We start from the raw sequence: 15,986 nt of genomic DNA on the forward strand, positions 1-15,986 counted from the left end.
AAAGCGCACTCCACCTTCGTCGGGCGGGACGCGCCGGGCGCCCCGCCGGTTCATCACAGACCGCGCAGCCAACCCAGGACCGCGTCGGCGGTGCCCTCGACGTCCGACTCCATCATCGTGAAGTGGTCGCCCGGCACCTCCACCAGTTCGTGCTCGCCCTGCCAGACCGCTCGCCACGAGTCACCGCTCTCGGGTCCGGCCAGGGAGCGCGCCGGACGCACGAACAGCACCGGGGCGTCCGGGTCGCCGAGCGGCACCGACGGCAGGAGCCGGGAGTACCGGCCCATCGCCGACAGCCGCGCGCCGCCGAACTCGCCGAACGCCGACTCCCGGGCCAGCAGCGCGCCGAGCATCCGGCTGAAGAAGTCCGCCGTGGTCGGGCCGGTGGTCGGGTAGGTGTCCAGCAGCCCGACACCGGCCGGCCCGTGCCCGCGCGCGGCCAGCAACGCGGCCGTGCCGTGCGCGAACAGCCCGCCGGAGCTGTAGCCGACCAGGGCGTACGGCCCGCGTCGGACGACCGGTTCCAGTGCGGCGGCGAAGTACGCCACGGCCGCCTCGGCGGTCGCGGGCAGCGGCTCGTCGGCGCGGAACCCGGGCGTGGGCAGCACCAGCACGTCGGCCCGGCCGCGCAGCCGGGCGGCGAACCGGGCGTACTGCTGGGGGCCGTCCAGCGCCATCGGCGAGCCGAAGCACACCACCGTCACCGGGCCGTCCGAGTCGCGGGCGAGCACCACGGGGTCCGGGACCGGCCCGGCGTGCGCCACCTCCGTGAACGACTCGCGGACGTCGGACACGGCGGTGATCAGGGCCAGCGCCTCCGCCACCCGGCCCGCGCCCACCGCCTGGCGGAACAACGCGCCGACCGTGTCGTCGGTCCCGGCGCGCGGGCCGTCGGCCGGGCTCCCGGCGAGCTCCGCCCGCAGGTGCGCCGCCAGTCGCGACGGCGTGCCGTGGTCGAAGACCGCCGTGGTGGCCAGTCGCACGCCGGTCCGCGCGTTCACCGCGTTGCGCAGCTCCACGGCGGTCAACGAGTCCAGGCCCAGTTCCACGAACGCCCGGTCGTCCTCCAACGCGTCCGGTCCGTCGAACCCGAGCACGACCGCCGCCGCCTCGCGCACCACCAGGCGCAGCCGGACGTCCAGGGCGGCGGCGTCCAAACCGGTCAGCTCCCGGCGCAGCGCCGCCTGGTCGGTGGGCGCGGCGGTCGCGGCCCGGCGGACCGACGCGGGCGCCAGGCCCCGGAGCACCGGCGGCACCGGGCCGGCGCCGCGCAGGTCGAGCTTGATCGGCACCACGGTCGCCTCGGGCCGGGCGCAGGCGGCGTCGAACAGCGCCAGCCCTTCCGCCTCGGTCAGCGGCACGACGCCGCCGCGCGCCATCCTCTCCCGGCCGCCGTCGCCGAGCCCTTCGGTCAACGTGCTCGCCGCGTCCCACAAGCCCCAGGCGAACGACTGCGCGGGCAGTCCGGCCGCCCGGCGGTGCAGGGCGAACGCGTCGAGGAAGGCGTTGGCCGCCGCGTAGTTCGCCTGACCCGCGCCGCCCACGACACCGGCCGCCGAGGAGAAGACGGTGAACGCGGTCAGCTCGCCGGTCAGCTCGTGCAGGTTGAGCACGGCGTCGACCTTGGGCCGCAGCACGGCGTCCACCCGCTGCGGGGTCATCGACGCCAGCACGCCGTCGTCGAGGACGCCCGCCGCGTGCACCACCGCGGTCACCGGGTGGTCGGCGAGCAGGGCGGCCAACGCGTCGCGGTCGGCCGCGTCGCAGGCCACCACCGCCACCCGCGCGCCGAGGCCGGTCAGCTCGGCCGCCAGGTCCGCCGCGCCGGCCGCCGCGAGTCCGCGACGTCCGGCCAGCACCAGGTCCCGCACGCCGTGCGCGGTCACCAGGTGGCGTGCCACCCGGCCGCCCAACGCGCCGACGCCACCGGTGACCAGCACCGTGCTGCCCGGCCCGAACGCGCTGCCGGGCGGGCCTTCCGCCGACGGCACCCGCGTGAGCGCCGGGACGTGCGCGGTTCCGGCGCGCACGACCACCTGCGGCTCGCCGGAGGCCACCACGTCCGGCAGCGACCTCGCGGACTCCTCGTGCACGTCGAGGTCGACGAGCAGCACCCGGTCCGGGTGCTCGGCCTGCGCGGACCGGACCAGGCCCCACACCGCCGAGGCGGTCGGGTCGGTCCCGTCCTGCGCGCCGCGCGTGAGCAGCACCAGCCGAGCGGTGTCGAAGCGCGGACCGGTCCACTCGTGCAGGAGCGCCAGCACCCGGTGCACGACCGCGCGCACGCCGGCGGCCGTCGGCCCGGCGGACGGCGCGACCTGCACCACCGCCAGTTCCGGCACGTCGCCGTCGAGGACCTGCCCCAGGGCGGTGAGGTCGGTGTGCGCTTCGACCACGTGCCCGGCCGCCTTGAGCGCCTCGCCGACCCCGAACTCGTCCCCGCCCAGCAACGCCCAGCGCGCGCTCGGCCCACCGGGCAGCGCGACCGGCGTCCAGTCCAGCCGGTGCAGCCCGTCCACCCGCGGCCTCGGCCGGTCGGCGAACGGGCGCAGCGCCAGCGACCCGACGGTCGCGACGGGCCCGCCCTCCCGGTCCGCCAGGTCGATCACCGCGCCGTCGCGGCCGGTGATCGCGATCCGGGCGCGCAGCCCGGCCGCGCCGGAGGCGTGCCGCGTGACGGCGCCGAACTCGAACGGCAGCGCCGGCGGCTCGTCCTCGCCGCGCACCAGGCCGATCGCCTGCACCGCCGCGTCCAGCGCGGCCGGGTGCAGGCCGAACCGCTCCGCGCCCTCGACGGGGTCGATCTCGGCGAACAGCTCGTCCCCGCGCCGCCAGGCCCGCCGCAGTCCCTGGAACACCGGACCGTAGCGCAGGCCCGCGTCGGCCAACCGCTCGTAGAAACCGTCGAGGTCGACCTCGGCGGCGTCGACGGGAGGCCACTCGGTCAACGCCGCGCCGGTCGGGACGCCGGCGGTCGTGGTGAGCGAGCCCGACGCGTGCCGGGTCCACCGCGCGTCGTCGTCCGGGTCCCGCCCGAACACGGCGACCGGGCGGCGGCCCTGGTCGTCGAGCGCCCCGACCGACACCTGGACGCCCACGCCGCCGTCCTCGGGCAGCACGAGCGGCGCGTGGAGGGTCAGCTCGGCCAGCGCGTCGCAGCCGACCAGCTCGCCGGCGTGCAGCGCCAGTTCCACGAACCCCGCGCCGGGGAACACCACCGCGTCGCCCAGCGCGTGGTCGGCCAGCCACGGGTGGGCGTGCCGGGACAGCAGACCGGTCGCCAGCAGCCCGTCCGTGTCGGGCAGCGTCGTGGTGGCGACCAGCAGCGGGTGCGCGGCGGACGTCAGGCCCGCGGAGGACACGTCGCCGCCTTCGGTCACCCCGTCCATCCAGTAGCGGCGGCGCTGGAACGCGTAGTTCGGCAGCACGACCCCCGCCGCCGAACGCCCGGCGTGCACCGCGGACCAGTCCACGGCCGCGCCGACGGTGTGCAGGCGGGCGACCGCCGTCAGGACGGTGCGCAGCTCGTCGCGGCCGGCCCGCTGGGCGGGCACCAGCTCCGCGCCGCTGAACCCGCGCGCGGCGGCGGTCAGCGTGCCGTCCGGGCCGATCTCCAGGACCTTGGTGACGCCTCGGGCCTCCAGCTCCACCACGGCCGCGTGGAAGCGCACTGCCCCACGCGCGTGCCGCACCCAGTAGTCGGCGGTCACCAGGTCGCCGCCCTCGGCGAGCGCGCCGGTCACCGTCGACACCACCGGGATCGCCGGCACCCGGTACTCGATCCCCTCGGCCACCGCGCGGAACTCCTCCAGCATCGGCTCCATCAACGGCGAGTGGAACGCGTGGCTGACGGACAACCGCTTGGTGCGCTTGCCGACCAGCCGCGCCACCACCGACTCGACCGCCGTCGCCACCCCCGACAACACCACCGACGACGGACCGTTCACCGCCGCGACATCCACCCCGCTTTCCAACAACGGCACCACCTCGGACTCCGCGGCCTCCACCGCGACCATCACCCCGCCCGGCGGCAACTCCCCCATCAACCGACCGCGGGCCACCACCAACCGGGCGGCGTCCGCCAACGAGAACACCCCGGCCACGTGCGCCGCCGCGATCTCACCGATCGAATGACCCGCGACGAAGTCGGGAACCACACCCCACGACTCCAACAACCGGAACAACGCCACCTCGAACGCGAACAACCCAGGCTGCGCGAACTCCGTCCGATGCAACACCTCGTCATCCACCACGTCGACCAACGACCGCGACAACAACGGATCCACCACCGCGCACACCTCGGCGAACGCCTCCCGGAACACCGGGTGCGCGGTGAGCCCCGAGCCCATGCCGGGTCGCTGCGAACCCTGACCGGTGAACAGGAACGCCACCTTGCCCGGCGTCACCCGACCGCGCAGGGCGTCCGGTCCGGTCGCGTCGGCGGCCAGCGCCCGCAGCCCGGCGACGACCTCCGCCCGGTCGCCCACCACGGCGGCGCGGTGCTCCAGCGCGGCCCGGCGGGTGGCCGTGGCGGCGGCGACGGCGGCCAGCGCGTCGCCGTGGTCGGTCAGGTGGTCCGCCAGCCGGGCGGCCTGCGCGCGCAGCCCGGCCGCGGACTTGGCCGACACCAGCACCGGGACCGGCAGGTCGTCCGCCGGGGGCGCGGGCGTGGCCGGCGCGGGCGGCTGCTCGACGATGACGTGCGCGTTGGTGCCGGAGATGCCGAACGACGAGACGCCCGCCCGCCGCGGCCGGTCGGTCGCAGGCCACGGCCGCGACCGCGTGAGCAGCGCGATGTCACCGGACGTCCAGTCCACCCGGGACGACGGCCGGTCGACGTGCAGGGTCTTCGGCAGCACGCCCGCCCGCATGGCCATGATCATCTTGATCACGCCGGCCACCCCGGCGGCGGCCTGGGTGTGGCCGATGTTCGACTTGATCGAACCCAGGTAGAGCGGCTCGGCCCGGCCCTGGCCGTAGGTCGCGAGCACGGCCTGCGCCTCGATCGGATCGCCCAACGTCGTGCCGGTGCCGTGCGCCTCGACCGCGTCCACCTCCGCCGGGGACAGACCGGCGCTCGCCAGCGCCTGGCGGATCACCCGCTGCTGCGCCGGCCCGTTCGGCGCGGTGAGGCCGTTGGACGCGCCGTCCTGGTTCACCGCCGTGCCGCGCACGACCGCCAGCACCTCGTGCCCGTTGCGGACGGCGTCGGACATCCGCTCCAGCACCAGCACGCCCACGCCCTCGCCCCAGCCGGTGCCGTCGGCGCCGTCGGCGAACGACTTGCACCGGCCGTCCGGCGACAGCCCGCCCTGCCGGGAGAACTCGACGAACGTCTCCGGGGTGGACATCACCGTCACGCCGCCCACGAGCGCCATCGAGCACTCGCCCGAGCGCAGCGCCTGCCCGGCCAGGTGCATCGCGACCAGCGACGACGAGCACGCCGTGTCGACGGTGACCGCCGGTCCCTCCAACCCGAAGGTGTAGGCGAGGCGACCGGACACCACGCTGCCGGCGTTGTGACCGGTGATGTAGTCGTGGTACATCGCGCCGGCGAACACGCCGGTGGGGCTGCCCTTGAGCGTGGCGGGGTCGATGCCCGCCCGTTCCAGCGCCTCCCAGGCGGTTTCCAGCAGCACGCGCTGCTGCGGGTCGAGCAGCACGGCCTCGCGCGGCGAGATGCCGAAGAACTCGGCGTCGAACTCGGCGGCGTCGTGCAGGAACCCGCCCTCGGCGACGTAGCTGGTGTCCGGGCGGGTGCGCGACGGGTCGTGCAACCGGCGCACGTCCCACCCCCGGTCGGTCGGGAACCCGGTGACGGCGTCGCGGCCCTCGGCCACGAGCCGCCACAGGTCTTCCGGCGACGACACGTCGCCGGGGTAGCGGCAGGCCATGCCGACGACCACCACCGGGTCGTCGGCCCGCGCGGCGAGCACCGGGGCGGTCGGCGCGGCGGCGCCGTCGCCGACCAGTTCGGTGAGCACGTGGTCGGCCAGCGACCGGGGCGAGGTGTGGTCGAACACCAGCGTCGTCGGCAGCCGCAGCCCGGTCGCGCCGGCCAGCGCGTTGCGGAACTCGACGGCGGTCAGCGAGTCGAAACCCAGGTCGGAGAACGCGCGGTCGGGGTCGACCACGACCGCGACCGCGTGCCCGAGCACACCGGCGACGTGCGTCAGGACGAGGTCGAGCACGGCTTCGCGGGCTTCGGCCCGGGGCAGGGCGGCCACCCGGTCGGCCAGGTCGCCGGAGCCCGCCGTCCCGGCCCGCGCGGTGCGGCGCACCGGCCCGGCGAGGTCGCGCAGCACCGGGGCGAGGTGGTCGCCGCGCCCGCGCAACCCGGCCGGGTCGAACCGGGCGGCCACCACGAGTGCCGCACCGGCCGCCACGCCCGCGTCGAACAGCGCCACGCCGGCCTCGGCGGAGATCGGCCGCACGCCGCCGCGCGCGATGCGTGCCCGGTCCTCGGTTCCCAGCTCGCCGGTGAGCGCGCTGTCCAGCTCCCACAGGCCCCAGGCCAACGACGTCGCGGGCAGGCCGGCCGCGACCCGGTGCTGCGCCAGCGCGTCGAGGTAGGCGTTGGCGGCGGCGTAGTTGCCCTGACCGGGCGCGCCCAGCACCCCCGACAACGACGAGAACAGCACGAACGCCCGGACGTCGCCGACCACCTCGTGCAGGTGCCAGGCCGCGTCGACCTTCGGCCGCAGGACGGCGTCGACCCGCTCCGGGGTCAGCGCGGTGATCACGCCGTCGTCGACGACACCCGCGACGTGCACGACCGCCGAGACGTCCACACCGGCCAGCGCCCCGACCAGCGCCTCGCGATCAGCGACGTCGCACGCCTTGGACACGACCCGCGCGCCGGCCGCCTCCAGCTCCGCCACCAGCTCCGCGCCGCCACCGCGCCGGCTCAACAACACCAGGTCGCGAACCCCGTGGCCCACCACGAGGTGACGCGCGATCACCTGGCCGAGCGCGCCCGTCGCACCCGTGACCACCACCGCGCCGGTCCCGAAGTCCACCGGCCCGGCCGCGTCCGCCGCACGGACCAGTCGCGCCTGGTGCGGAACGCCGGCGCGGAACGCCAGCTGGGGTTCGTCGGAGGCCAGCACGACCGGGAGCGCGCGCTCGATCGGCGTGTCGTCGTCCAGGTCCACCAGCACCAGCGCCCGGTCCGGGTGCTCCGCCTGCGCGGACCGGACCAGGCCCCACGCCGCCGCGCCGGCCGGGTCCACCGGGTCGCCCTCGGCCACGGGCACCGCGCCCCGGCTCGTCACCACCAGGCTCGCCGTGGCGAACCGGTCCTGCGTCAGGAACTCCTGGAGCACGTCGAGCACCCGGTGCGCCTGCGACCGCGCCGTCGCCGCGTCCGCGCCGCCGCCGACCGGCAGCACCACCACGGCGGGCGGGTCGTCGGTCGACGCGCCCCACTCGACCCACGGCACCGGGTCGCCGCCGGTGACGTCCACCGGCGTCCAGCGCACGCCGTGGAGCGGGTCGCGGCGGGCCACCGGCCCGGTGCCGAGTGGCCGCAAGGCCAAGGTCCGCGCGGTCAGCACGGGCGCTCCGGCCGGGTCGGTCAACCGCACGGCCACACCGCCGGGGACGGGCGCGACGTGCACGTGGGCGGTCGTGGCGCCGGTCGCGTGGACGGTCACGCCGCGCCACGCGAAGGGCAGCTCGGCGGGCCGCTCGCCGTCACCGGTCAGCGCGATCGCGTGCAACGCCGCGTCCAGCAGCGCCGGGTGCACGCCGTACCCGTCGACCGCCACTCCGTCGGGCAGCCCGACCTCGGCGAAGACCTCGTCGCCGCGCCGCCACGCCGCCCGCAGGCCCTGGAACACCGGGCCGTAGCCCAGACCCGCGGCCGCGAGCGCTTCGTACAGGCCGGCCGGCTCGACGGGTTCGGCGGCCGGCGGCCACGGCGCCACGTCGGCCGGGACGGGCGCTCCGGGCGCCAGGACGCCGGTCGCGTGCGGCGTCCACGGTTCGCCGCCCGCGGCGTCCTCCCGGGAGTGCACGGCCACCGCGCGCCGACCGGTCTCATCCGGCGCCGCCACGGTCACCTGCACCTGCACCGCGCCGTCCGCCGGCAGCACCAGCGGCGTCGACAGCGTCAGCTCCTCCACCGTGCCGCACGACACGTCGACTCCCGCGCGGAGCACGAGCTCCACGAACCCCGCGCCGGGGAACACCGCCGCGCCGCCCACCCGGTGGTCGGCCAGCCAGGGGTGCGTGCGCGACGACAACCGCCCGGTGAACACCGCGCCCCCGGAACCCGCGAGCACCATCGCCCCGCCGAGCAGCGGGTGGTCGGTCGCGTCCATGCCCGCGCCGACCGGATCGCCGACCACGGCCGGGTCGTCCATCCAGAACCGCTCGTGCGCGAACGCGTAGGTCGGCAGGGCGATCCGCCGCGCGCCCCGGCCCGCGAAGAACCGCGGCCAGTCCACGGCGATCCCGTGCACGTGCGCCTGACCGACGGCCGAGTTGAGCGCGGTGACCTCGCCGCGGTCGCGCCGCTGGGTCGCGATCAGCACGGCGTCCTGCGCCGAGTCCTGCGCCATCCCGGTCAGCACGGCGTCCGGACCGACCTCCACGAACCGCGACGCGCCCCGGCCCGCCAGGGCGGTCACCGCGTCCGCGAACCGCACCGCCTCGCGCACGTGCCGCACCCAGTGGTCGGCGGTCACCAGGTCGCCGCCCTCGGCGAACGCGCCGGTCACCGTCGACACCACCGGGATCGCCGGCACCCGGTACTCGACCCGCTCCGCCACCGCGCGGAACTCCTCCAGCATCGGCTCCATCAACGGCGAGTGGAACGCGTGGCTGACGGACAACCGCTTGGTGCGCTTGCCGACCAGCCGCGCCACCACCGACTCGACCGCCGTCGCCACCCCCGACAACACCACCGACGACGGACCGTTCACCGCCGCGACGTCCACCCCGTCCACCAGCAACGGCAACACCTCGGCCTCGCTCGCGCCGACCGCCACCATCGCCCCGCCCGCGGGCAACTTCCCCATAAGCCGACCGCGGGCCACCACCAACGAACACGCGTCGTCAAGGGAGAACACCCCGGCGACATGTGCCGCCGCGATCTCGCCGATCGAGTGACCGGCCACGAAGTCCGGCCGAATACCCCACGACTCCAACAACCGGAACAACGCCACCTCGAACGCGAACAACGCAGGCTGCGCGAACTCCGTCCGATGCAACACCTCGTCATCCACCACGTCGACCAACGGCCGCGACAACAACGGGTCCAACCCGGCGCACACCTGGACGAACGCCTCCCGGAACACCGGGAACGCCTCACCCAGAGCACGACCCATGCCCACCCGCTGCGAACCCTGACCCGTGAACAAGAACGCGACCTTGCCGCGGCCCGCCGACCCGCGCGACACCGAGGGAGAGGCGGTGTCCTCGGCCAGCGCGCGCAGCCCGGCCACCAGGTCGTCGTGACCGTCACCGACGATGGCCGCCCGGTGCTCCATCGCGGGGCGGGAAGCCAGCGACAGCGCCAGGTCGACGTCGGCGGTGCCGTCCACGACGGACAGCAGGCGGGCGGCCTGCGCGGGCAGCGCGGCGGCCGTGCGGGCGGACAGCACCCACGGCGCGGGGGCCGTGACGCTGACCGGCTCGGGCGCGGGCGTCGGGACCGGGGGCGCCTGCTCGATGATGGTGTGCGCGTTGGTGCCGGAGATGCCGAATGACGAGACGCCCGCGCGGCGCGGCCTGCCCGTCTCCGGCCACGGCACCGCCTCGGTCAGCAGCTCGACGTCGCCCTCCGTCCAGTCCACGTACGTGGAGGGCCGGTCGACGTGCAGCGACTTCGGCAGCACGCCGTGGCGCATGGCCAGCACCACCTTGATCACGCCCGCGACGCCGGCGGCGGCCTGGGTGTGGCCCAGGTTCGACTTCACCGAACCCAGCCACAGCGGGTGCTCGCGCTCTTGACCGTAGGTGGCCAACAGCGCCTGCGCCTCGATCGGGTCACCCAGCGTGGTGCCCGTGCCGTGCGCCTCCACCGCGTCCACCTCGGCGGCGCTGAGGCCGGCGTTGGCCAACGCCTGCCGGATCACCCGCTGCTGCGACGGACCGTTCGGCGCGGTCAGCCCGTTCGACGCGCCGTCCTGGTTCACCGCCGAACCGCGCACCACGGCCAGCACCGGGTGCCCGTTGCGCCGCGCGTCCGAGAGCCGTTCGAGCAGCAGCACGCCGACGCCCTCGGACCAGCCGGTGCCGTCCGCGCTGTCGGCGAACGGCTTGCACCGGCCGTCGGCCGCGAGACCTCCCTGACGGGAGAACTCGACGAACGTCTCGGGGGTCGCCATGACCGTGACGCCGCTCGCCAGCGCCAGCGAGCACTCGCCGTTGCGCAACGCCTGCGCCGCCAGGTGGATCGCCACCAGCGACGACGAGCACGCCGTGTCCACCGACACCGCCGGACCTTCCAGCCCGAACGTGTAGGAGACCCGGCCCGACACCACGCCGCCGGAGCTGTGGCCGGTGACGTAGTCGTGGTACATCACGCCGGCGAACACGCCGGTGGCGCTGCCCTTGAGCGCGGCCGGGTCGATCCCGGCCCGTTCGAACGCCTCCCAGGACGTTTCGAGCAGCACGCGCTGCTGGGTGTCCATGATCACCGCTTCGCGCGGCGAGATGCCGAAGAAGCCGGGGTCGAACAGCGCCGCGCCGTCGAGGAACCCGCCCTCGGCGACGTAGCTCGTGTCCGGGCGGGTGCGCGTCGGGTCGTGCAGGCGCGCGACGTTCCAGCCCCGGTCGGTCGGGAACGGGCCGATGGCGTCGCGGCCGTCGGCGAGCAGGTCCCACAGGTCCTCGGGCGAGGACACCCCGCCCGGGTAGCGGCAGGCCATGGACACGATCACGATCGGGTCGTCGCCGTCCGCGCCGGTGGCGGCGACCGCGGTCGCGGGGCCGTCCGCGCCGTGCAGCTCGACGTCCAGGCGGGCCACCAGCGCGAGCGGGGTGGGGTGGTCGAACACCAGGGTCGCGGGCAACCGCAGACCCGTGTCGGCGACCAGCGCGTTGCGCAGCTCCACGGCCGTCAGCGAGTCGAACCCGAGGTCGCCGAACGCGCGCTCGGGGTCGACCGCGTCCGGCGAGCCGTAGCCGAGGACGCCGGCGACCCGGGTCCGCACCAGGGCGAGCAGGTGCTCGTGGCGCTGGTCGGGGGTCAGCCCGGCGAGCCCGTTCGCGGGCCCGGAGGACGCGGCGGCGGCCCGGCGGACGGGACGGCGCACGAGCCCGGCGAACGCGGGTGGCGCGTCGTCGCCGAGGGCGCGCAGCGCGGGCAGGTCCAGGCGGGCCGCCACGACGGCGGGCTCGACCGCGGTGAGCGCCGCGTCGAACAACGCCACGCCCTCCTCCGGCGGCAGGGGCAGGACGCCGTTGCGGGACAGCCGCGCCCGGTCCTCGGCGGTGAGGTCGCCGGTCATCGCGCTGTCCAGGTCCCACAGGCCCCACGCCACCGAGGTGGCCGGGAGACCGGCCTCGACCCGGTACCGCGCCAACTCGTCCAGGTAGGCGTTCGCCGCCGCGTACCCGGCCTGGCCCGGCGCGCCCAGCACGCCCGACATGGACGAGAACAGCACGAACGCCCGGACGTCGCCGACCACCTCGTGCAGGTGCCACGCGCCGTCCACCTTCGGCCGCAGCACGGCGTCCACCCGCTCCGGGGTCAACGCCGTCACCACACCGTCGTCCACGACGCCCGCGACGTGCACGACCGCCGAGACGTCCACGCCGGCCAACGCCTCGACCAACGCCTCGCGGTCACCCGCGTCGCAAGCCTTCGAGACGACCCGCGCACCGGCCGCCGCCAACTCCGCCACCAGGTCCGCGCCGCCGCCACGCCGGCTCAGCAGCACCAGGTCGCGAACGCCGTGCTCGGCCACCAGGTGACGCGCGATCACCTGGCCGAGCGCGCCCGTGGCACCCGTCACCACCACCGAACCGGCGCCGAAGTCCGGTCGGTCGGTGCTCTCGGCGGTGGTGGCGAGCCGGGCGACCGACACCTCCGAGCCCCGCACCCGGACCTGCGGCTCGCCGGCGGCCAGGGCGAGCGCGACCGGCGGGCCGAACGTCGCGGCGTCGCAGTCCAGCAGCACGAACCGGTCGGGGTTCTCCGCCTGGGCGGACCGCACCAGGCCCCACACCGCCGCGCCGACCGGGTTCGCCACCGCCGCACCGGTCACCACGACCAGGTGCGACGCGGCGAACCGGTCGTGCGCCAGGAAGTCCTGGAGCACGCCGAGCACCCGGTGCACCTCGGCGCGCACGGCGGCCGGTTCGACGCCGTCGCGCACCGGCAGCACCACCACGGCGGGCACGTCCCCGTCGCCGACCGCGTCCCACTCGACCCAGGCCGGCTCGACCTGGTCGGTGACCTCCAGCGGCGTCCACCCCAGCGCGCGCAGCGGCGAGCGGGCGGTGGTCCGGGTGGCGCCGCTCGGGCGCAGCACCAGCGACTCCGCCGACAGCACGGGCGCGCCCGCGGGGTCGGCGGCCTGCACCAGCGTGCCGCCGCCGGGCGACGGCGCGAGCCGCACCCGCAGCCCGGCCGCGCCGGTCGCGTGCACCGACACCCCGGACCAGGCGAACGGCAGGCCCCGGTGCTCCTCGCGGTCGCTCAGGCCCAGCGCGTGCAGCGCCGCGTCCAACGCGGCCGGGTGCACGCCGAACCGGTCGGCGTCCGCGTCCGGCAACGCCACCTCGGCGAACAGCTCGTCCCCCCGCCGCCACGCCGCCCGCAGGGCGCGGAACGCCGGCCCGTAGACCAACCCGCCCTCGGCCAGCCGCTCGTACAGGCCGGCCACGGGCAGCTCCTGCGCCCCGGCGGGCGGCCACTGCGCGAGGTCGAACGCGGCGCGCCGTCGTCCCGGCAGCAGCCGGCCCGCGGCGTGCCGGGTCCACGGCGCGTCGTCGTCCTCGGCGCGCGCGAACACCTCCACGGTCCGGGCGCCGGCCGCCTCGGGCGCGCCGACGACCACCTGCACCCGCACCGCGCCGTGCTCCGGCAGCACGAGCGGCGCGGCGATCGTCAGCTCCTCGACCACGCCGCAGCGCGCGTCGTCGCCGGCGCGGGTGACCAGTTCCAGGAACCCGGTGCCGGGGAAGAGCACCGCGTCGCCGACCCGGTGGTCGCCCAGCCACGGGTGCGACTTCACCGACAGCCGCCCGGTGAGCACCAGGCCCTCCGAGCCGCCGAGCACGATCGCCGCGCCGAGCAGGGGGTGGTCGGCGGGGTCGAGGCCGGCCGCCGTGACCCCGCCGGTGCCGGGCGTGGCCTCCAGCCAGAACCGCTCCCGCTGGAACGCGTACGTCGGCAGCTCCACGCGTCGCGTGGCACGGCCGGCGAACACCGCCGCCCAGTCCACGGCCAGGCCGGTGACGTGCGCGGTGGCCAGCGCGGTCAGCAGCGCCTCCGGTTCGGGTCTGTCCCGCCGCTGGGAGGCCACCAGCACGGCGTCCTGCGCGGAGTCCTGCGCCATCCCGGTCAGCACGGCGTCCGGGCCGACTTCGAGGAACCGCGACACGCCGTGCCCCGCCAGCACCCCCACCGCGTCCGCGAACCGCACCGCCTCGCGGACGTGCCGCACCCAGTACTCCGGCGTGGCCGGATCACCCGTGGCGGCGCCGGCGACGGTGGACACGAAGGCGATCTTCGGCGCGGCGAACGGGATGCGGCCGACGACCTCGCGGAACTCGTCGAGGATCGGCTCCATCAGCGGGGAGTGGAACGCGTGGCTGACGACCAACCGCTTGGTGCGCCGATCACCCAGCCGGGCCACCACCGCCTCGACACCGGCCTCGGTGCCGGACAGCACCACCGACGACGGACCGTTCACCGCCGCGACGTCCACCCCGTCCCGCAGCAGCGGCCGCACTTCGGCCTCCGAGGCCGCCACCGCCACCATCGCCCCGCCGGCGGGCAACGCCTGCATCAACCGACCGCGGGCCACCACCAACCGGGCGGCGTCCGCCAACGAGAACACCCCGGCCACGTGCGCCGCCGCGATCTCACCGATCGAATGACCGGCCACGAAGTCCGGCCGAATACCCCACGACTCCAACAACCGGAACAACGCCACCTCGAACGCGAACAACGCAGGCTGCGCGAACTCCGTCCGATGCAACACCTCGTCATCCACCACGTCGGCCAACGGCCGGGGCAACAACGGATCCACCACCGCGCACACCTCGGCGAACACCTCCCGGAACACCGGGAACGCCCCACCCAGAGCACGACCCATGCCCACCCGCTGCGAACCCTGACCCGTGAACAAGAACGCCGTCGAACCCGACCGCACCGCACCGCGCACGACACCGTCACCCGACCGCAGGCGTCGCACCGCGTCGGCGGTGTCGATGGTCGACACGACCGCCCGGTGCTCCATGGCGGACCGCGTGGTGGCCAGCGCGACGGCCGTGTCGAGGACGTCCGCGCCGGGGTCGACGGCCTCGGCGAGCCGGGCGAGCTGCGCGTCCAGCGCGGCGGCGGTGCGGGCGGACAGCAGCCACGGCACCGGCACGCCCTCGGGCCAGCCGGTCCCGGCGGGCGGTTCGGGTTCGGGGTCGGCCTGCTCCAGGATGACGTGGCCGTTGGTGCCGCTCACCCCGAACGACGACACCGCGGCCCTTCGCGGTCGGTCGACCTCCGGCCACGGCCGCGACTCGTCGAGCAGCCGGATGTGCCCCGAGGACCAGTCGACGTGCCGCGACGGCTCGCCCACGTGCAACGACTTGGGCAGCACGCCGTGCCGCAGGGCCATGACCGCCTTGATCACACCGCTGGCGGCCGCGGCGGCCTGCGCGTGGCCGATGTTGGACTTGACCGAACCCAGGTACAGCGGGTGGTCGGCGCTGCGCTCCCGGCCGTAGGTGGCCAGCAGCGCCTGCGCCTCGATCGGGTCGCCCAGCGTGGTGCCGGTGCCGTGCGCCTCCACCAGGTCGACCTCGGTGGACGACAGCCCGGCGTCGGCCAGCGCCTGGAGGATGACCCGCTGCTGCGACGGACCGTTCGGCGCGGTCAGCCCGTTCGACGCGCCGTCCTGGTTGAGCGCGGAGCCGCGCACCACGGCCAGCACCGGGTGCCCGTTGCGGCGGGCGTCCGACAGCCGCTCCAGCAGCAGCATCCCGACGCCCTCGGACCAGCCGGTGCCGTCGGCGCCGTCGGAGAACGGCTTGCACCGGCCGTCCGCCGACAGGCCCCGCTGCCGGGAGAACGCCACGAACGCGCCCGGCGTGGACATGATCGTGACGCCGCCCGCCAGCGCCAGCGAGCACTCCCGCTTGCGCAGCGCCTCCGCGGCCAGGTGCATCGCCACCAGCGCCGAGGAGCACGCCGTGTTCACCGTCAGCGCCGGGCCTTCCAGCCCCATGCTGTAGGAGACGCGGCCGGAGATGACCGCCGCCGTGCTGCCGGTGCTCATGTACGCCTCGACCGCCTCGGGCAGGTCGGTCAGCCGGTCCCAGTAGTCCTGCACGCTGGCGCCGACGTACACGCCGACCGGCTTGCCGCGCAGCGCGTCCGGGTTGATCCCGGCGCGCTCCACGGTCTCCCACGCCGCCTCCAGCACGACCCGCTGCTGCGGGTCCATGGCGAGCGCCTCGCGCGGGCTGATGCCGAAGAAGCCCGCGTCGAAGTCGGCCGCGTCGTGCACGAACCCGCCCTCGCGCACGTAGCTGGCCCCGGCGCGGTCCGGGTCCGCGTCGAACAGCGCGTCGGTGTCCCAGCCCCGGTCGGTCGGGAACGGGCCGATCGCGTCCCCGCCGTCCGCGACCAGCCGCCACAGCTCCTCCGGCGAGTTCACCCCGCCGGGGTAGCGGCACGCCATGGCGACGACCGCGATCGGCTCGCGGGCCTCGGCTTCCACGTCGTGCAGCCGCTGCCTGGTCTGGTGCAGGTCGGCGGTCACCTTCTTGAGGTAGCCGAGGAGCTTGTCTTCGTTCGTCATCGGGGG

1 protein-coding gene is annotated in these 15,986 nt (G+C 75.9%); it reads right to left on the bottom strand.

Annotation, left to right across the window (positions count from 1 at the left end; genetic code table 11):
* Nucleotides 1-53: 53 nt before the first annotated feature.
* Entirely contained in the window at nt 54-15,941 is a 15,888-nt protein-coding gene (locus tag EDD40_RS04655) for an SDR family NAD(P)-dependent oxidoreductase (protein WP_425471330.1), read from the bottom strand.
* Between the last annotated feature and the right edge of the window lie 45 nt (nt 15,942-15,986).

This window comes from Saccharothrix texasensis, from assembly GCF_003752005.1.
In the GTDB taxonomy this organism is placed as follows: Bacteria; Actinomycetota; Actinomycetes; order Mycobacteriales; family Pseudonocardiaceae; genus Actinosynnema; species Actinosynnema texasense.